This is a genomic window from Micromonospora sp. NPDC049101 (assembly GCF_040648675.1).
Taxonomy (GTDB): Bacteria; Actinomycetota; Actinomycetes; order Mycobacteriales; family Micromonosporaceae; genus Micromonospora.
In genome coordinates this window covers 21,241-40,477 of the sequence record NZ_JBEZED010000015.1, presented here as the reverse complement: position 1 = coordinate 40,477, position 19,237 = coordinate 21,241, and the positions used below count along the sequence as shown (strand labels likewise).

Genomic DNA, 19,237 nt, shown 5'->3' with positions numbered 1-19,237 from the left:
ACCGTCTGCCGTGGTGATCGAGCTGCCGTGGTGATCGAGAACGCCCAATAAGGGTAGGCTACCCTAATCGCGACATCGGGTCGTCGACGGAGGCGGTATGAGGATCTATCTGACCGCGCTCAACCCCACCGACGCTGTCCTGGAAGGGTTCCTTCCGGCGGCGGAGTCGCTGGGGCTGTCGGCCACGGTGCTGACCGACCGGCCCACGGAATGGCCGGCGGACGCGCCGGTGACGCGCTGCGCGGTCCGGGACGCGGCCGCGGTGGTCGCGGCGACGGCGTCGAGTCGGCCGGTGGCGCTACTGTCCAACAGCGACCATCTCCAGGAGGCCACCGCGATCGCCGCCCGAAAGCTCGGCCTGCCCGGCAAGGACCCGGACGCCGCCCGTCTCTGCAAGGACAAGGCCGCGGCCCGGCGGGCCATCGCGACTGCCGGCCTCGATCTGGTCCGCACCGTCACCGTCGACCCCGGCACCACGCCGCAGGTTGCGGCCGGGATGTTCCCGGCGGTGGTCAAGCCCCGCGAGGGGGTGGCCAGCGAGGACGCCTACCTGGTGGCCGACCTGCCCGAACTGCTCGCCCGGGTCGCCGAGATCCGGGGCCGGCGGCCGGACGTCGCCCTGGTGGTGGAGGAGTACCTGGCCGGGGAGCTGCGGACCTTCGAAACCCTGGGCGACGGCACGACGCTCGCCTCTCTCGGCGGGTGGCGCACCGCCCTCGGCCCGCCACCGACCTTCACCGAGGAGAGCCTTGCCTGGTCACCCCCGACGGAGTCGGCGAGCACCCAACTGCGGGCGTGCCTCGACGCGCTCGGGGTCGGCCTCGGCGCCTGCCACACCGAGTACGTCGTCTCCGCCGACGGCCGGGTCCGGCTCATCGAGGTGAACTACCGCCTCATCGGCGACCGGATGGACCTGATCCTCGCCGAGTTGCTCGGCGTGCCGCTGTTCGAGCACGTCATCCGGCTGCACCTCGGCGAGCCGGTGGTCGCCCTGGGCCTGCCCGGCACCGTCGACAGCTACGCCCAGGTCGAGTACGTCTGCGCGGACACCTCGGGCCGGCTCACCGCCGCGCCGGGCCCACTGGACACCGTCCACGGCGAGGTCCGGCTGGGCTGCCGACCGCTGCGCGCGGTGGGCCGCTTCGCCGAGCACACCGGCACGAACCGCGACTACCTCGCCGTGCTGCACGCCATCGGCCCGGACCAGAACAGCGTCCGGCAGGCGTTGGCCGCCTTCCGCGACGACCTCCAGTGGACCATCGTCGAGTGAGCGACGACTGCGAGCGGGAGGTGTTCACCCGGGTGCTCGACGCCCTGCTGCGCGAGGATCACCTCGGTCTGCTCAGCACCGGCCGCCCGGACGGGCCGGCTTGGTGGCAGGTGCCGCACCCCGCCGGCCTCCTGCGCATCCCGGTGCGGGTGGACGGCTTCCAGCAGGCCCTGCGCAGCGCCGCGCCGACGGTGCTGGTGCTGGCCGACGGCGTCACCCACCGGACGGACACCCTGGCCGGGCTGTTGACGTTGCTCGCCCCGCGGGACGATGCCGAGGCGGCGGCCGGCTGGCGGGACTTCGGCGCCGAGTGCCGTGCCGACCTGCTGGCCCGGCGACTCGCGGCACGGCACCGACCACGGGTGTTCGCCGCGGTGGCCGCCGAACGCGCGAGCACCCCGATCGGTCTGCCGGCGGCGCTCCTGGACGACGTGCTCGCCGCCCACCAGGGCCACCCGGTCTACCCCACCGACCGGTGCCGGCACGGCCTCACCGACGACGACCTGCTCCGGTACGCCCCGGAGCACGCCCCACGTCTCACGCTGCGCTGGTACGCCGCACCCGCCCGGGACGTCCGGCTCGCGGGCGAGCTGCCGGCCTGGTGGCCGCGCGCACCGCGACCGGACCAGCTGCTGCTGCCGGCACACCCGATCACCGCCGCCCGCACCGCACTACCGGTGACGGACCGGCCGGCGATCTCCGCGCGGCCCACCCTCTCCATGCGGACGGTGGCGTTGGACCTCGACCCGTACCTGCACCTCAAGTTGCCGCTACCGACCGCGAGCCTGGGCGCCCGCAACCGACGCACCCTGCGCCCGGGTTCGCTCGCCGACGGCGCCGCCGTGGCCGGGCTGCTCGACCGGATCGCCGGCAGCGAACCCGCCTTCACCGGCCGGATCCGGCACGCTGACGAGAGCACCTGGGCGCACGTCGACGGCGACGAGCGGCGCAGCTTCCTGCTGCGCCGATTCCCCCGCGACCTGGCCGGGGTCCACGTGGTGCCGGTCGCGGCCCTCGCCGCCGCCGACCCGGTCGCGGGCACCGTCCTGGAACGGATCAGCCCCGAGCGGCCCGTGGCGCTGCTGGATTCCTACCTGGACCTGCTGCTCGACTGGCACGTCTTCCTGTGGCTCCGCCACGGCATCGCCCTGGAGGCACACCCACAGAACATCCACCTGCTGGTCCACCCGGACGGCACGGTCGGCCTGCTCTACAAGGACAACGACGGCGCGCGACTCGACGCGCGCCACGATGGGCCGGGCGGGCTCGCCCTGGAGGACGACCGGATGTGGGCACGCGATCCGCTGGAGCTGGCCGACGTGTTCACCACCATCACCCTGCACCTGGCCGCCGCCGCCCCGCTTGTCGCCCTGGCCGCGCGAGGGCTGCCCGTGCCGTCCTCCGCCGAGGCGCTGGCGCCCCGGCTCGCGGCCGCCCGGGACCGGTGGGGCGACGGGCCGGCGGCACGGATCCTCACCGAACGGGTCCTGCGCGCCGCCCACCTGCCGGTCAAGGCGATGCTCACCGCCGGCACCCTGTTGCCCAAGCAGCGGCTGGGCTGCACCGACATCAACAAGTACTACCTGCGTACCGGCCCGAACTACCTCCGGGAGACACGATGACGAGCGTGCGGTTGCGCTCCCGGCCGGCCACCGCCACCGGCCAGCTCGCCGACCTGGCCGCCGCCCACGCCGTCTTCGGCTGCGTGCTGCGCGAACTCGCCCCGCCCGACGGCGCGTCGACGGTGGTCGACGGTGCCGCCCGGGTGCTGCTGCGGCACCTGCACGTCACGCTGCGCTGCGCCGTCGCGCGGATCTCACCGCTCGGTGCGCACCGCTACACCGGCCCGGTGCAGCGGACGACCGACACCGGAGGCTGGGCAGACCTGGACGCCGACGGGCTGGCCGGTCTGGTCGCGGCGGAGCTCACCGGTCGTACCGACCTGGCCAACGACGAGTTCGCCGAGCAGGTCCGGGCCAGTCGGGACACCGTGGCCCGGTTGTTGGCCGAGCGACCGGCCGAGGATCCCACCCCCACCGGTGAGCCGGCCATCGACGCGTACGTCGACTCCGAGCAGTCGCTCGTCTTCGGCCACCCGCACCACCCGACCCCGAAGTGGCGCAGCGGTGACCCGGACCGGTGGCGGGCGTACGCACCGGAACTGCGCACCTCGTTCCGGCTGCACTGGCTGGCCGTACCGGATGAGCTGGTCGCGGGCGCCGGGCCGTTCGATCCGCTCGTGGCCGCCCTCGACCCGCCGCGGCCTCCGCACGGGCACCGGGTCCTGCCGGTGCACCCCTGGCAGTTGTCGCTGCTCCCGCCGACCCACCCACGGCTGCGTGACCTGGGGGAGGGCGGCGTGCCGGTGCGGCCGACGGCGAGCGTCCGCACCCTCTACGCCCCGGCGGCCGACCTGTTCGTCAAGACCAGCCTGCACGTCCGGATCACCAACTGCCTGCGCAAGAACGCCAGGTACGAACTCACCGGCGCGGTGGCCCTGACCGACCTGCTGGCCCGGGTGCCACTGCCGGACGGGGTCGGCCTGCTCGCCGAGCCCGCCTACCGCACTGTCGACGTGCCCGGCCCGGACGAGGCGTACGGGACGATCCTGCGCGACGGTCTGCGCCCGCACCTGCGTCCCGGTGACACTCCGGTGCTGGCCGCGGCGCTGGCCGCCACGCCGCTCGTGACACCGGATCCGGTGGCCTGGTGGCGGGCGTACGTCGGGCTGCTGGTGCCGGCGGTGCTGCGCTGCTGGCTCCGCCACGGAGTCGTCCACGAGGCACACCTACAGAACGTGGTCGTCGTGCTCGACGGCGACCGCCGTCCGGTACGTGTGCTGCTGCGCGACCTGGAGGGGGTGAAACTCGACACCGAGCGCTGGGCCACCTGGCCGGACGGCGTTCCGGCGCAGGTCCGCTATGGCCCCTCAGACGCCCGCCGGCGGATTGTCTACTGCCTGTTCGTCAATCACCTGGGTGGCATCTGCGGGGCCCTCGCCGACGCGCGCCCGGGGGTCGAACGGCGGCTGTGGCAGGAGCTGCGGGCCGTCCTCGAGGCGGTGGCCGCCGACCTCGACGATCCGCCCGAGCTGCGCGCGCTGCTCGACGGTGCGCCACTGGTGGCCAAGGCGAACCTCCTGGTCCGGTGGCGCCGCGACGCGGACCGGGCCGCGCCGTTCGTGCCGGTGCCCAACCCGATGGGCGGGCCACGGTGACGCGACCGGTCTACGTCCACGACCTCGACGCGCTGGCCGCACACGTCGGCGCCATCCGGGCGGCGCTGCCCAGCCCGGTCGAGCTGCTCTACGCGGTCAAGGCCAACCCGGAGCCCGGCGTGCTGCGGACCCTCGCCCCGGTGGTCGACGGGTTCGAGGCCGCGAGCCGTGGTGAGCTGCGCAGACTGGCCGAGGTGCTGCCGGGGCGTGCCCCGGCCGCGTACGCCGGACCGGGCAAGACCGACGCGGACCTCGCCGCCGCCCTCGCCGCGGGGGTGCACCGCATCCACGTCGAGTCGCCAGCCGAGTTGCGGCGACTCGGCGCGCTGGCCGTCGCCTCGGGTCGGTCGGCCCCGGTGCTGCTGCGGGTGAACCTGCCGGTCGACGCGCCCGGCGCGAGCCTGCTCATGGGTGGCGGGCCCAGCCCGTTCGGCATGGACCCGGCCGACGTCATCGGGTGTGCCCGCCGCCCGCCCGCCGGCATCGACGTCCGCGGAGTCCACGCCCACCTGGCCAGCGGGCTGGACGCCCCGCTCGCCGCCACCGTCGCCGCCGCCGTGGTCCGCTGGGCGGCGGACGAGGTCGGTGCGGTCGAGGTCGACGTCGGCGGAGGCATGGCCGTCGACTACACCGACCCGACGGCACGGTTCGACTGGGCCGGCTACGGCCGGGCCCTGGCCGACGTCGTCGACGCGTACCCGACGGTGCGACTGCGCATCGAGCCGGGTCGGTCGGTCACCGCCTACTGCGGGGCGTACCTCACCGAGGTCGTCGACGTGAAGCGCTCCTACGGCGAGTGGTTCGTGGTGGTGGCCGGCGGCACCCACCACCTGCGCACACCGGCGGCGAAGGGGCACCCGCAGCCGTTCACCGTGCACCGGCGGCACGGGCTCGACGCGGTACGCACCGACGGCGGGCCGGTCACCGTGGTCGGGCAACTCTGCACCCCGAAGGACGTGCTGTCCTTCTCGACCACCGCCGGGCCGATCGGCGTGGGTGACGTGCTGGCCTTCGCCATGGCCGGCGCGTACGCCTGGAACATCAGCCACCGCGACTTCCTGCTGCACGAACCGCCGCTGTTCCGCACCGGTGACCCGCAGAAGGTGGCCGCCGAGTGGGCGGCCCGACGAGGCGACGTCGTACGACATGCTGGACGGGTGACCGTGCCGACACGAGATCGGGGAGGAGAGCCGTTGCGCTCGTACCCGGATGTCGTGTCCATCCGCAACAACGTGCCGTCGGACATCGGCCCGGCCCGGCTCGGCGTTCGGTGGATCGACGAGGGCCCTCCGGCCCGGGCGGAGATCGTCGTCCTGCCCCGGAACGACGGGGACGGGGACGGCTACGAGGTCACCCTGGGCGGGACCTTCCCGGTGGGCGACGAGACCTGGCGCTTCGCGGACGTCGACGTGAAGAACGCGGACGAGTGGCGGGTGATCGTCCGACGGGTCGACGAGGTGATGGCACCACCGACCGGCCGGCCGGGTGCGGCCGGCCACTTCCCGCACGAGGACCAGCCGCGATGACCACGGCGCAAACCGTGCGGGCCGTGCTGCTGCCCGTCGGGCAGTTCTTCGGCACCTTCTATCCGGTGGCCGGTTCGACCGAGCGTTATCACCGGGTCCGCCTCGGCGACGAGGTGTGGGAGTTGGACGACGAGCGCTTCATCCTGTGGGCGTTGGCGCACGGCACCGGCGACCGGCCGGCCGAGCAGCCCTGGACGGTGTCGGCGGCATGCGACGCGGCGGCAAGCCAACTGCCCGGCGTCGACAGTGCGTCGTTGCTGCACGGGCTGCTGGCCGAAGGGCTGGCCGTCGAGGTCGCCCCCGGTGAGGCGGTGGAGTTCGCTCGCCGGCACCGGGTCGGCACCCGGATGCTCGGGTTGGGCAACAGCGCCGAGCAACCCTGGCTCTGGTCGATCGGCTTTTTCGGGCACCCGGTGGTGAGGGTCACCCGCACGGTCTACGACCTGTGGGAGTGGTGCCCGTCCGGGGAGAGCCTGTGGACGATGTGCCAGGCGCTCGCCGACGAGGAACGGGAGGCAGGCGGCACCGAACCGGACCTGGTCGACCCGGAACAGCTGCTCACCGCGTTTCTCGGCACCGCCCACCTCCTGTTCATGGCCGGCGTCGTCTACCTGGAGCCGCTGCCGTGACCGACACGATGAGGAACCCCGCGCCGCTGATCCTGCCGGTGGGGCGATACACCGGGACGTTCCACCCGGCCGTCGGTGCCCCGGTGAAGTACCACTCGCTGAGCATCGGCCGCGTCTCGGTGACCATCGAGGACCCGCAGGTCTTCGCGGTCTGGACCGCGGCGCACCGCCCCGTCGACCGGCCCGACGCGACCTGGGACAGGGCAGCGGTCATCGAGGCCGCCGGGCAGCTCGGCGTGGCCGACCCGGCCCGGATCGTCGCGGAGTTCCTGGCGGACGGCCTGTTGGTGGAGATGACGCCGGACGTGGCGGACTTCGCCCGCGCCTACCGGGTGCATCCGCTGATGGTGTCGCTGGGCAACACCCCGGACGATCCGCTGCGCTACGGCATCGGTGTCTTCGGTGCCGCCCCGGTGCTGCGGCTGCCGGCGCTGACGCACGACGTGTGGCAGTGGAGCAGCGTGGGCGCCAGCCTGTGGGACGTCGGCCAGGTCGTCGCCGACGCCGGCGCGCAGGCCGAGGTGACGGACACCCGCGAGCACGACCCCCGGCACGTGCTGCGTGAGTTCCTGGCCGCGCTGCCCCTGCTGGTCGGCGCGAACGCCGCCTGCCTGGACGAGGCCCGTCGGTGAGGGCCGCCGCGGCGTCGACGAGCGATCGTGGCCAGTTTCTGGCACCGTGAGTACGGCGCGACGTGTCGCCGCGTGCCGGTGACGGCCGTATCGAGGGGGTTACGTGGACTTCACGCTGTCGACGCGGCAGGGGCGGATCGGCACCGTGGTCGAGGTCGCCGGCGACCTGGACATGAGCACCACGCCGGAGCTACGGGACCGGTTACGCGAGGTGGTGCGGAGCGGTGCCCAGTCGGTGGTGGTCGACCTGAGCGGCGTCGGGTTCATGGACTCCAGTGGCCTGGGCATCCTCGTGGTCGCCTACAAGGATCTGCGCGAGCGGGGCGGCTCACTCGCCCTGGCCGGCGTCGCTCCTCCGGTGCGTACGGTGTTGTCGATCACCTCGGTGGACCGGGTCATCGACGTCTTCGACTCGGTGGACGACGCCGAGGAGGCGGCCCGGGTGTCGTGACCATCCACCCTGGGGTCTAGCTGCTGGCGCGGGCGGTGTCCGCGCCGGCGGTGCTCGACCGTCGCTCCTGGCCGCCGTACCAGTCGACGATGAGCAGGGTGGCGTCGTCGGCCAGGACCGGCCCGGCGGTCGCCAGCACCGCGTCGGACAGCGCCCGGACGGCCTCGCGGGGATGCAGATGGGCGATGCGGAGCAGGGCGGCGGGCAGGTCCAGGTCGGCGGCGTTGCGTTCGCGCATCCCGTCGGTGACGATGACCAGCCGGTCACCGGGCCGCAGGGGCACCTGGCCACTGCGGTAGCCCTCGTCGGGAAACATGCCCAGCGGGAAGTTGGCGGGCAGGTCCAGTGGCGTGGCCCGGCCGTCCCGGACCAGCATCGGCGGCACGTGCCCGGCGTTGAGCAACTCGCACTGCCCGGTGGCCAGGTCGATGCGGCCCAGCACGGCGGTCACGTAGGCGCCGCGTACGTTGGCGTGCTCGGCGACGGCTCGGTTGGCTTCCTCGGCCTGTCTGACCAGACTCTCGCCCCGGCGGCGGGTGTTGCGCAGGCTGCCGACTCCGAGGGTGGCGGTCAGCGCGCTGGCCACGCCGTGACCCATCGCGTCGGTGACGCTGACGTGCAGCGTGTCGCGGGCCACGCTGTAGTCGAAGGTGTCCCCGCCGACGCTCGCGGCGGGCTCCAGCCAGCCGGAGAGGGCGAACGCGCCGGCTTCGCAGGTGAACGAGGCGGGCAGCAGGCGGCGTTGGATCTCGGCGGAGAGCGTGAACGGGGTGCTGCGTTGCCCCCATTCGAACAGGTCGGTGTGCCGGCGGTTGGCGATGACCACGAACGCCAGCGCGTGCGCGGTGCGGGCGATCTCCGCGATCGTGGTGGTGTCCGGCTCGTCGGGCAGGTCGATCTCCAGCAGGCCGATGGCCTCCCCGCGTTCGGTGACGGGCGCAAGCACCGTCCAGTGGCCGTCGCCGGGGAGCACCAGGGTGGTCTGGTGGCGCAGTGTGCGCTCGTACGGCCCGCCGTCGAAGGGAAAGACCTCGGCGGTCTCCGCGCCCTGACGTCGGCCGGGACGGCCGATGGCCGACTGGTGGGTCAGCCGGACAAGTGCCCGGCCGCTGAGGTCGGCGATGAGCAGCGAGACGCCGAGCGCGTCCAACGCGGTGGCGATGGTGCCGGTGACGGCCTGGACCGCCTCGACCGGAGCGGCCTCCTCGGCCGACTGGAGCATCCCGGCCAGCACGGCCTGATCGTTGTCCTCCACTCACCGAGCATAGGCAATCAGCGGATGTGCCGGCATGGTCCAGGCCGGTCGGGTGGCCCGGCGGCGGAACCGGGTGGTTCCGCCGCCGAACCGGACCTACCGTTGCCGGCCCGCGACGTTCGTCGGGGTTAGCTGCGGCTCCATCGTTGGTTGGCCGCGCCGTTGCAGTCCCAGATCTGGACGCGTGTGCCGTTGGCCGTGCCGCTGCTGACCACGTCCAGGCATCGGCCCGAGCCAACGCCGGTGATCGAGCCGTTGGCGTTGACCGTCCACCGCTGGTTGGACTGGCCGTTGCAGTCCCAAATGATCACCGAGCTGCCGTTCGCGGTGCCGGCACCGTTGACGTCGAGACACTTGCCCCCGAAGACGCGCAGCTCGCCGGCGGCGGTCGAGGTCCAGCTCTGGTTGCTCTGGCCGTGGCAATCCCAGATGATCGCCGCCGAGCCGTTGGCCTGCGCGGCGCCGTTGACGTCCAGGCACCGTCCGGAGGACGCGTTCCGCAGGGGCGACGTGCCGCCCGGTGGCGGAGTCGTCGGGCTGGAGGTGGGCGACGTGGTGGGTGACGTGGTCGGGGTCGGGGTCGGATCGGTGCTGCCGAACTGGGTGAAGAACCTCCACACCTCGCCCTTGGTCCAGGTCCGGGCGCCGCTGTCGCCGCCGCCGTCCACCGGGCCGGGGCCGTGCCCACCGTCGAAGGCGGCCCACACCACCGGATAGCCGGACCGGCAGCCGGAGTAGGTGGTGGTGATGTGGGTCAGGCTGCCCGCTCGTGGCTCGGGCGGGTTCTGCGCGGTGCACCCGTTGTTGCGGACGAACCTGTCCCGCAGGGACCGCCCGGCGGAGATGTTGAGCACCGGGTCCCCGATGCCGTGGATCCCCATGTACGCGATGGGTTGGGTGCCGCCGCTGCACCCGCTGAGCTGCCCGCCGGAGTAGACCGCGACGGCGCGGAAGACGGTCGGCCGGGAACAGGCCAGCGAGTAGCTCATGCCTCCGCCGTAGCTGAAGCCGAGCGCGAAGAGCTGCGTCGTGTCGACGCACAGGTCTGCCTCGATCAGGCTGATCATGTTGTCGACGAAGGTGACGTCCTGGCCGTTGGGGTTGGCCCAGCCGTTGCCGTTGCCCTGGGGGGCGACGAAAATGGTGCTGTTGTTCGCCTGCTGCCGCAGCCCGTAGTAGGACCAGGCCGCCCCGTCCGAGCCGCCACTGTCGACGTCGTTCATCGTGCCGCCGTTCCAGTGGAATCCGAAGATCAACCGGTACGGGTGGTTCCGGTCGTAGTTGTCCGGGATCCGCAGGATGAAGCTACGGTTCTGGCCGCTGCTCTGGATGGACCGCTGACCGCTCGTCAACGTGGGCGCCTTGCCGCACCCGGCGGTCGCCGCGGCCGGGGCGATGTCGGCGGCCGACGCGGTGGTGCCCAGGCCGCCGGCCAGTGCTCCCGCGCTCACGGTCAGGACGACAGCCGCCGCCGTCGCGAGTAATCCAAGAATGGGTCTACGTCTTGTCATGATGGGCTCCCGCCACTCGACACGATCTGACTCGGGTGCGATGCGCCCGCGACGCCCCGACCGGCTCGTCGCCGCAGGCTGCTGCCACCGGTCTCGCCGCCCACGCGGGACCAGTCGGTCGTCGGATCATTGGTGGCCCACACCGTGCGTGCCCGAAACCACGTGACCGACCGCCGGACGGCGCCGGAGCACCCAGCTCGACGCCGAATCGATTCGTCCCGACGCTAGAACGCACAGTGAATGATGTCAATGCCGTGTCCGGCAGGTTGCGGTCCGGCGAGAGCCCGACCTGATTAGGTCAGATGTTTGCTGTCACTCTCGGGTCAGCCCCGGTGGCAGCGCGTCCTCGTCGGGTCGAACCCGACGGCCGTTGGTCAGCGGGTCGCCGCGCAGGGTGTCGATCAGTGGCTCCGGGCCGCCGACGCAGGTCCAGGTGTCGTCCCAGAGCGCGGAGACCAGCCATGAGCGGTCGGCGGGAAAGAACAGGTCGGGTAGCGATCCGCAGCCGTGTCGCAGGTGGCCGGTCCGCCAGGTGAGGGCCTGCTCGGGGCCGGCCTCGACAAGCACGTACGGCCAGTTCCAGTAGAGCGACACCCGGGGGGCGTGGGGAAAGACGACGTCGTGGGCGCCGGTGTCGAGGTAGGCCAGCCACCAGGGCTGGTCGGGCGTGTGCGTGTTGAGGTCCTCGACCAGGGCCCGCTCGTAGTCGGCGGCGGTGACGTCGTCGGCCTGGTACGTCGTGGCGTACGCGGCGAAGATCGGTGGGATGGCGGTGGTGATCGAGAAGCCGGCGGTGGTCTGACCGGCGATCCATCCCACGTCGGCGGCCGTGCCGATGCGCCAACTCCGCCCGTCCCTGCTGACCCGCACCCCACCATTCAAGTCGATACCGCGCCGGTTGGCGCGGGTAGCTGGGCCTCCGGTCCCGCACCGGTCCGATCGTGGTGATCGAACCGGTACGGGACCGGACGCTGCGACCTGTCGCGTTACCTCTGGCGATCCGACTACGGGGATGATCGATGATCAGCCGAAGCAGTTGGGGACGGCGGGCGCGCTGGGTGTGCAGTTGGTGGGCCGGTTGCCGGTGATGGCCGACTTCTGGTCGACGGTGACCTGGCCGCCGTCGTTGAAGATCCCGCCGGGTGCCAGGGTGGAGATGTTCTCCGTGACCCTGGTTTCGGTGAGGTTGAGTGTGGCGTTGTTGTAGATGCCGCCGGCCTGCGAACTCGAACCCACGGCCCGGTTCCGGTCGACCTCCGTGCGGCGCAGGACGACTGTGCCACTGCCGTTGTAGATGCCGCCGCCGTGTTCGATGCCGCTGTTCGTGCTGGCGGTGTTCTCGTTGATCCGGCTCTCGTCGGCCGTGAACTGGCCGATCTGGTTGTAGATGCCGCCGCCGCGTTGGCCGGCTTCGTTGTGGTGGACCTTGCCGTGCGTGAGGTGGAAGGTGCCGTCGGTGAAGATTCCGCCGCCCTCGCTGCCGGCCCTGTTGTTGTTGATCTCGGCGTTCGTGACCTCGGTGGTGGAGTTGATCCCGCCGCGAATACCACCGCCGCGGAAGCCCGCGGTGTTGTTGTCCAACTGGACGTTGTGGAGTACGGCGCTCCGGCTGTTCGACAGCCCGCCACCCGCCCCGCCGAGCGGCAGGATGGTGAAGACCCCGATCGTGTTGTTGTAACTCAGTCGGGTGTTCTCCACGGTGAGGGTGCCGTTGTTGTGGACGCCCCCGCCGTCGAACACGGCGCTGTTGTTGCTGATGTCGCTGCGGCCGTCCCCGTGCTTGTCCTTGTCCTTGTCCTTGTCTTTGGCCTTGTCCTTGCTGTCCCAGCCCTCGCCGTGGTCGCTGCGGCCGAGGATCTTCGTGACGCCGAAGTTGGCGATGCCGCCACCCGGACCGTTCGTGTGGTTGTAGACCACGTCGGTGTTCTCGATGGTGGCCCTGCCACCGGCGTCGACCCGGATGCCGCCGCCCCCGCCGCCGACCCCACTGTCGGCCTGACCGCCCTTGATGGTGACGTCGCGCAGCGTCAGGTCTCCGCCGGATCCCACCTCGAGGATCCGGAACGGTGTGGCGTTGGCCGCGCGGACGATGGTGGACCCGTTGCCGTCGATGGTCACCGTCTGGGTGATGATCGGCAGGCCGACGGCGCCGAAGGGCACGGGCGGGAGAGGCGCGGACCGGGTGAGCGTGTAGGTGCACCTCTCGGCGAGCCTGAGTTTCGCCCCCTGACCGGCGTTCGCGCGGACGATCGCCGCGATCAACTCGTCGGAGCCGCAGGGTACGGCCCGGACGTCGTCGCCCCTGCCGTCGCGGTGGTCGTCGTCCTTCTGGTGGTCGTCGCCCCGCTGGCGGTCCTTGCCGTCGCGGCCGCCCGGGTCCTGGCCGCCGTGGTCGTCGCCGCTGGTCCGGCTGCCCTCGGCGAGGAGCTGGGTCGCGGTGTTCGACAGGCTGCTGCCGCTCTTCCCGATCGCCCCGCTCACCCCCGGCGTGAAGGCGGCCAGGCCAGCCATTCCGGTCAGGCCGGCGACCCCGGCGACGAGCCAGCGCGACCGCCGCCCCTTCGGTCGACGCGGCTGGGCCGCCGCCGCCTCGCTCATGTTCGGGTGTAGATAGTTGGACATCGAGCTACCTCGCCCTTCTCCGCACACCGTGTCTCTGCACGTACCATGTGGTGCAGAAGGCGACAAATCGGTTATCGTCGCCAAGGGTGACGGTAGTTGAGCCTTCCTCGCATCAACCGGTCTTATGCGAAAAACACCCATATTCGGTACGCGAATCCTCCGCGCGAGCCGTGACGCATAGATTCAGGCCGTTGCCGCAATGGCGGGTCCGCACACCTTGGCAGCGGCCCGTGCCTCCGCTACCGTCCATGGGAACGCTCCCATAAACTTAGAAACATCGATGTGATCAGGAGGCAACACGTCGTGGCTATCCTCTCCTCGCTCCGCCGCAGATCGGCGGCCGGCGTGGCGGCCGTCGCGGGTGCCACCGCCGTCGGCGTCTGCCTCGCCGTCGGCAGTGCCTCCGCCGGCGCGCTGTCCGGATCGCTCTACCGCGACCCGAGTTCGGCAGTCATCCGCTGGGTGGCCGCCAACCCCGGCGACTCGCGTACCGCGGTCATCCGCGACAAGATCGCGAGTCAGCCGCAGGCCCGCTGGTTCGCCAACTTCAACCCGTCGACAGTGCAGTCCGAGGTCTCCGGGTTCGTCGGCGCCGCCAACGCGGCGCAGCAGATTCCGGTGCTGGCGGTGTACGAGATCACCAACCGGGACTGCGGCGGGGCCAGCGCCGGTGGGGCGCCGGACCTCAACCAGTACCAGACGTGGGTGTCCAACTTCGCCAGAGGGCTGGGCAACCAGACCGTCATCATCATCCTGGAAACCGACTCACTCGCCCTGCTGACCTGCCTGAACAGCAGCGAGATCAACGCCCGCAACCAGGCGATCTCGACCGCCACCCGGACCATCAAGTCGGGCAACCCCAACGCCAAGGTGTACCTCGACGCCGGCCACTCCACCTGGAACAGCGCGGGTGAGACGGCCAACCGGCTCCGGGCGGCCGGCGTGCAGTACGCCGACGGCTTCTTCACCAACGTGTCGAACTACAACTCCACCTCCAGTGAGGCCAACTTCGGCCGGGCGGTCATCTCCGCCCTCAACGGCATGGGCATCTCGGGTAAGCGCCAGGTCATCGACACCAGCCGCAACGGGGGCGCCAGCGGGGACTGGTGCGGTGACGACAACACCGACCGGCGCATCGGGCAGTACCCGACGACCAACACCGGCGACAGCAACATCGACGCGTACCTCTGGGTGAAGCCGCCGGGGGAGGCGGACGGTTGCCGCTACACGGCCGGTTCGTTCCAGCCCGACCTGGCCTTCAGCCTGGCCAACGGCGCGCCCAACCCGCCCACCACCGCACCGCCGACGACCGCTCCGCCGACGACCGCTCCGCCGACCACGGCACCGCCGACGACCGCTCCGCCGACGACCCCGCCGCCGACCGGTAACGGCTGCCTCGCGTCCGTGGTGATCAACCAGTGGACCGGCGGCTTCACCGCGAGCGTGACGGTCACCGCCGGCTCCGCGGACATCAACGGCTGGACCGTGACCGTCACGCTGCCCGGCGGCGCCTCGGTCACCGGCACCTGGAGTGCCCAGGCCAGCGGCACCAGCGGCACCGTCCGGTTCACCAACGTGGGCTACAACGGACACGTCGGCGCCGGGCAGTCGACCAACTTCGGTTTCCAGGGTTCCGGCACCGGCCCGAGCGCGACGGCCACCTGCGCCGCCAGCTGACACCCACCCGATGCCGAGGCCCGGCGCGGAGGACCACCTCCGCGCCGGGCCCGGCCCCGTTCCGCAGTACGGCCGGACGAACCTGACCGCCCCACGGCTGTCGACTGGTCGGGCTCAGCCGCTCACGGCTCCTCCGGTCACCTGCTCAGTCGGCCACAGCGGAGCACAGATGGTAGAGCGTCAGCGCGGCCAGGGACGGCGCGTCGACGAGCTGCTTCGCGAGTACCAACTCCGCGACCTCGTCATCGGTGAAACCCTGGTGGCGCATCCCCTGCTCGGTGACCTCGCGATCGGGCTCGCCCTCGGTCAACCCGGTGGCCAGGTAGATGTCGAAGCCCTGGTTCGAGAAAGCCGTACGCCGCGAACAGGTGCCCGAGGTGACGGCGCATCTCCCTCGCCTGCGGACCGGTCTCCTCGGCAAGTTCCTGGCGGGCCGGTGCGAGCTGGTCTCCGCCGTTGCCGACACCCCAACTGCCCTGGGGGAACTCCCAGGCGCGGCGGTCGCGCTGTACGTGTTCGTGCTCTCGCCCCGGTCCCGGGGCCACGTGCGGGCCCGGTCGCTGGATCCGCTGGCCGAGCCACTCATCGACCACGCCTACTTCTCCAACCCGGAGGGCTACGACCGTCAGGTGGCCCTGGACGGCGTCGACCTGGCCCACAAGCTCGCCGAGACCCTTCCGGTGAGCGAGATGGCCACGCTCACCCCGTGGTCACCGGCGCAGCGTGAGGCGATTGCCGACATGCCCGGTGGGTACTGGCATCCCGTCGGCACCTGTGCGAAGGGACCGGACAGCGATCCCGCGGCGGTGGCGGGTGCCGACGGGCGCGTGCAGCGCGCTATGCCGCTCGGCACCGCACGTCCCGACCGCATCCGCGCCTGCCGCGATGCGGCGACCCGGGCGCCCGATCTGACCCACGACGAGTGGTACGAGCTGTGGTTGACCGCTCGGGACGGGGCGTTGCCGTAGCCGCCGGTACATTTGTCACCCCGGACCGGGTATCCGTGGCTCTGCAGGCATCCTCCCCGTGTTCCTAGCGTGGACCGCATGATTGCCGATGCGACACAGCCATGCGGAGTCACCCGGCGCTTCGTCCCCCGTCCGCGCTGTCGACGAGACGATCGAGGCCGGCACTGTCGAAGAAGAACACCTGCGACACTGCTGCCAGCCGCGGTCGCGGCCCTGTCCGTGGTGCTTGCGGCGACTCCCGCATCCGCCGGCAGTCAGCAGCCCCCGAGTCCGGCGGCCGACACGCCGGCCCGTGCGCTCGCCCACACGGAGAACGGCCTGGTCGAGGGCGCGAGCGGAGCCGGCTACCGGGTTTTCAACGGCGTGCCGTACGCGGCACCACCCACCGGCCCGAACCGCTGGCGCGCACCGCAGCCGGCAGCGGACTGGCACGGCGTCCGGGCCGCGACCGCGCTGCCCGCCGAGTGTGCCCAGAACCCGATAGGCGTGGGAGGCCCGGTCACCGGTGCCGAGGACTGCCTCCACGTCAACGTGACGGCGCCCCCCGCCCGCACCGGCCGACACCCGGTGCTGGTCTTCCTGCACGGCGGCGCGTTCACCGCGGGTTCCGCGAACCAGTACGACCCGCATCGCCTTGCCGCCGACGGCAACCTGGTCGTGGTCACGGTCAACTACCGGCTCGGCGTCTTCGGCTATCTCGGCCTGCCCGACCTGCCCGGCTCCGGCACCTTCGGCCTCCAGGACCAGCAGGCCGCACTGCGCTGGGTGCACCGCAACATCGCCGCGTTCGGCGGAGACCCCCGCAACGTGACACTCGCCGGCGAGTCCAGCGGCGGCATGAGCGTGTGCGCCCAGCTGACCGCGCCGTCGGCGGTGGGCCTGTTCGGCAAGGCGATCATCCAGTCCGGATCGTGTCTCACCGACTGGCCGGACGGGCTGTTCCTGCCCGGCAGCCGGGCGGGTTCGCAGTTCAGCAGCCTGGCCGCGGTGCAGGCCCAGGGCACGCAGCTTCGGGATCGGTTGGGCTGCGCCACCGTGGCCTGCCTGCGCGCCGCCTCGTACACCGATCTTCTTCACCAGACCCAGGGCGCCGGCCTGGCGGCGTTCGCGACACCCGCGTACGGCACCCCGCTCCTGCCGTCCCGCCCGGCCGACGCCCTGCGCGCCGGCCGGTACCAGCACATGCCGGTGCTGGAGGGCGGCAACCTCGACGAGCATCGCGCCTTCCTCGGCTTCACCGAGTTGTACCCGGTCCCCAAGCCGTACACGCCGGACGACTACCGGGCCGCGCTGCGCACGGCATTCGGTGACCGGGCCGGCCAGGTCGAGGCCCGCTATCCGATCGCCGAGTGGGGCACGCCCGGCCTGGCCTGGGCGGCCGTCGCCACGGACCGCATCTGGGCCTGCCCGACTCTGGAACAGACCCGCCTGCTCGCCGAGCGCAACCGCGTCTACGGCTATGAATTTGCCGAACGCGACGGCCCGGTCCTGGACCCACGCTATTCCTGGGGCGCCGCGCACGGTCTCGAACTGGCCTACCTGTTCGACATGGATTTCCTGACCGACCAGACGCAGCCCGAACTGCGGTCCCGATTCGTGACCGCGTGGTCGCGTTTCGCCGCCACCGGCACACCCGGCTGGCCCCGCATGCCCTACGTGCAGACCTTCGCCGATGACCGGAGCGGCAACGTGGACCTGGCCGCCGAGCACCAGTGCGGGTTCTGGTCGAGCGTTCCCGGCTGACCCGTCGGCGGTTCGGGGTCTGCCACGTCTTTCCCCACGTCGCGCTCGCGCGACGTGGGGAAAGACCGGATCATCCGGGTGGGATCAGGTGGTGGGGCGGCACAGCGAGTTCTCGTTGGCGCTGCAGTCGGTCAGTTGCAGGGTGTCCACGTTCATGGTCAGGGTCGCCGGTTGCGACCCACCGGACGGTGCCACCACGGAGATCTGTACGGTCGCCGCGTTCGACGGTGCGACCGCTTGGTGGGACCACTCAAGCCAGTTCGACGTCAGGGCGAACGAGCTGCTTGTCGACGTGGACAGCAGCGTGCCGCCGGAGTTGTACCACCGCAGGCGCAGCGCGGCGGTGCCGGAGTCGGCGCGCAGCCGGACGAAGAACTTGTAGTTGTGCCCGACCGTCACCGACGGCTTACGGCTCACCAGCACCGACTTCTCCGCCGACTGCGGTGAGCTGACGAACTGCAGCGAGCGGCGGTTGTCGAAGTAGCGGGCGGAGATGCCGGCATACGAGCCCTGCGGCGTCACCGAGATGGCGGCCCCGGAACCGGAGGTGGTGAACCCGGTGGGGTTCGCGGTGCCCGGCGCCTGCGCCTCGATGGTCCGCTCCTGCGCGGTCAGCAGGTCGTTGTTGGCGCCGACGTCGCAGCAGACCGGCGAGGTGAGCAGCGGATGCACCGCTGTGTTCCTCGTCGTCGTCGACGGGTAGTTGTCCACATAGAAGGACGCGCTGGTCTCGCTCGGGTCGTAGTTCTGGCGGTAGCCCATATCGTAGGCCCACCAGTCGCTCCAGCACATGGTGATGTCGGGGCAGTACTGCTCGAACTGCCAGTTACCGTTGGAGTCCTGCCAGACGTGCTCGGACATGTAGGCGTGGCCGGCGCCGAGCAGGTGCGTCACCTCGTGCCCGACGACGCCGCTGTCCCACACCTCAACGATGGAGACGCAGCCTCCACCGCCACTGGTCGGACACCAGTATGCCGAGGCGGATGGCGCCGCGAACTCCGTCAGGAGCACGTACCAGCGGTTGCTGTCGTCGTACCCCTTGGCCGTGAGCTCGTTCGCGATCGACCAGTAGTCGGTGTTCGGAGTGTCGATCTTCTCCGGCGTGACGATCGCCTGCGCGTACTGGTTGTACGTGCTGGTGGTCGTCGATCGGCAGCTGAACTTGAAGTGCTGGTCGTAGTTGCTGGCCTGGTCGAGCAGCCAGTCGACGCGGTCCATGACGCGGGCGGCGTGCTCGACGTTCGTCGAGTACTGGTTGCCGGTCGAGTCGTTCCACGCGTAGATCACCTGCAGGGCCGCCGGACTGTTGACCGGCGGATTCTTCGGGTCGGTGGCGGTCGTGTCGCAGCCAGCCCTGGGCAGGTTGGTGTTGTTCGGCTGCGCGTAGGGCAGGGTCGGCTCGCTGCCGAGGTTGGCGGCGTAGACCGGTTGCCCGGACGACACCACCACCAACACGCTCACGAGCAGGGAGGCCAGCCCCAGACGGTGACCGCGCCGAATCCGGCGCCCGTTGCCAAGCATGCACATTCTCCCTCGCGTAGGTCGTTACCGTGGCGTGTCGTCGGGGTTTCGACCCGCCGGTTGCAGCAGACCCGATCAACCATATTGATCGCTATGTGTTCAAGCCAACACTCTTCGTTACGGCCGGCGACGGCATCTCGTGGTCGAATGGGACTTCGGTGTGCCCCCGCCGCGAAGAACGGGGATCTCCTAGACGAGGAGCGCCACCACCCCGA

16 protein-coding genes and 1 pseudogene are annotated in these 19,237 nt (G+C 71.4%); 11 read left to right on the top strand and 6 right to left on the bottom strand.

The window, feature by feature from the left end:
- The first annotated feature begins 97 nt into the window (after positions 1–97).
- The 8 genes and pseudogenes from AB0B57_RS21340 (at position 98) to AB0B57_RS21305 (ending at position 7,725) form a co-directional block, all read left to right on the top strand.
- Positions 98–1,270 carry a siderophore biosynthesis protein gene (locus AB0B57_RS21340; RefSeq protein ID WP_357072309.1) on the top strand — a complete coding sequence of 391 codons (1,173 nt, stop codon included), beginning with the start codon at positions 98–100 and terminating at the stop codon, positions 1,268–1,270.
- The gene (locus AB0B57_RS21335) at positions 1,267–2,892 is read left to right on the top strand and encodes an IucA/IucC family protein (protein ID WP_357072306.1); all 1,626 of its coding nucleotides are present in this window, start codon (positions 1,267–1,269) and stop codon (positions 2,890–2,892) included. The genes AB0B57_RS21340 and AB0B57_RS21335 overlap by 4 nt, the downstream gene beginning before the upstream one ends.
- Positions 2,889–4,487: an IucA/IucC family protein gene (locus tag AB0B57_RS21330; RefSeq protein ID WP_357072303.1), complete on the top strand. Its 1,599-nt coding sequence runs from the start codon at positions 2,889–2,891 to the stop codon at positions 4,485–4,487. The genes AB0B57_RS21335 and AB0B57_RS21330 overlap by 4 nt, the downstream gene beginning before the upstream one ends.
- A pseudogene (locus tag AB0B57_RS21325) lies at positions 4,484–5,614 on the top strand (alanine racemase); the annotation flags it as partial. The gene AB0B57_RS21330 and the pseudogene AB0B57_RS21325, both read left to right, overlap by 4 nt.
- Positions 5,591–6,013, top strand: a complete 423-nt coding sequence (locus AB0B57_RS21320; protein ID WP_357072740.1) for a DUF6406 domain-containing protein — start codon at positions 5,591–5,593, stop codon at positions 6,011–6,013. The pseudogene AB0B57_RS21325 and the gene AB0B57_RS21320, both read left to right, overlap by 24 nt.
- Positions 6,010–6,642: a hypothetical protein gene (locus AB0B57_RS21315; protein ID WP_357072300.1), complete on the top strand. Its 633-nt coding sequence runs from the start codon at positions 6,010–6,012 to the stop codon at positions 6,640–6,642. Before AB0B57_RS21320 ends, AB0B57_RS21315 begins: the two co-directional genes overlap by 4 nt.
- A gap of 8 nt (positions 6,643–6,650) precedes the next feature.
- Positions 6,651–7,274, top strand: a complete 624-nt coding sequence (locus AB0B57_RS21310) for a hypothetical protein (RefSeq protein ID WP_357072737.1) — start codon at positions 6,651–6,653, stop codon at positions 7,272–7,274.
- A gap of 103 nt (positions 7,275–7,377) precedes the next feature.
- On the top strand, positions 7,378–7,725 hold the full coding sequence (locus AB0B57_RS21305) for an STAS domain-containing protein (protein WP_357072296.1): 348 nt from the start codon (positions 7,378–7,380) through the stop codon (positions 7,723–7,725).
- Between the two features lie 16 nt (positions 7,726–7,741).
- Here the strand turns inward: AB0B57_RS21305 and AB0B57_RS21300 are convergent, their stop codons facing one another.
- From AB0B57_RS21300 to AB0B57_RS21285, 4 genes are all read right to left on the bottom strand, one after another.
- Complete coding sequence (locus tag AB0B57_RS21300; RefSeq protein ID WP_357072293.1) at positions 7,742–8,980, bottom strand: PP2C family protein-serine/threonine phosphatase; 1,239 nt, start codon at positions 8,978–8,980, stop codon at positions 7,742–7,744.
- Positions 8,981–9,108: 128 nt separating this feature from the next.
- Positions 9,109–10,491, bottom strand: coding sequence for a lectin (locus AB0B57_RS21295; protein ID WP_357072290.1), 1,383 nt, complete (start codon positions 10,489–10,491; stop codon positions 9,109–9,111).
- A 312-nt stretch (positions 10,492–10,803) separates the two neighbouring features.
- Positions 10,804–11,361 carry a hypothetical protein gene (locus tag AB0B57_RS21290; protein ID WP_357072287.1) on the bottom strand — a complete coding sequence of 186 codons (558 nt, stop codon included), beginning with the start codon at positions 11,359–11,361 and terminating at the stop codon, positions 10,804–10,806.
- A gap of 153 nt (positions 11,362–11,514) precedes the next feature.
- Entirely contained in the window at positions 11,515–13,113 is a 1,599-nt protein-coding gene (locus AB0B57_RS21285; RefSeq protein ID WP_357072284.1) for a hypothetical protein, read from the bottom strand.
- Positions 13,114–13,416: 303 nt separating this feature from the next.
- Here AB0B57_RS21285 and AB0B57_RS21280 point away from each other — a divergent pair, with 303 nt between their 5' ends.
- Positions 13,417–14,790 (top strand): glycoside hydrolase family 6 protein, encoded by a 1,374-nt coding sequence (locus AB0B57_RS21280; protein WP_357072281.1) that lies wholly within the window; start codon positions 13,417–13,419, stop codon positions 14,788–14,790.
- 145 nt (positions 14,791–14,935) lie between these two features.
- Here the strand turns inward: AB0B57_RS21280 and AB0B57_RS21275 are convergent, their stop codons facing one another.
- Positions 14,936–15,100: a hypothetical protein gene (locus tag AB0B57_RS21275; protein WP_357072278.1), complete on the bottom strand. Its 165-nt coding sequence runs from the start codon at positions 15,098–15,100 to the stop codon at positions 14,936–14,938.
- Between the two features lie 16 nt (positions 15,101–15,116).
- Between AB0B57_RS21275 and AB0B57_RS21270 the strand changes: the two genes are divergently transcribed.
- Complete coding sequence (locus AB0B57_RS21270) at positions 15,117–15,758, top strand: GMC oxidoreductase (RefSeq protein WP_357072275.1); 642 nt, start codon at positions 15,117–15,119, stop codon at positions 15,756–15,758.
- A gap of 222 nt (positions 15,759–15,980) precedes the next feature.
- Positions 15,981–17,501 carry a carboxylesterase family protein gene (locus tag AB0B57_RS21265; RefSeq protein ID WP_357072272.1) on the top strand — a complete coding sequence of 507 codons (1,521 nt, stop codon included), beginning with the start codon at positions 15,981–15,983 and terminating at the stop codon, positions 17,499–17,501.
- Between the two features lie 84 nt (positions 17,502–17,585).
- Here AB0B57_RS21265 and AB0B57_RS21260 read toward each other — a convergent pair whose 3' ends face one another.
- Positions 17,586–19,022 carry a hypothetical protein gene (locus tag AB0B57_RS21260; RefSeq protein WP_357072269.1) on the bottom strand — a complete coding sequence of 479 codons (1,437 nt, stop codon included), beginning with the start codon at positions 19,020–19,022 and terminating at the stop codon, positions 17,586–17,588.
- Between the last annotated feature and the right edge of the window lie 215 nt (positions 19,023–19,237).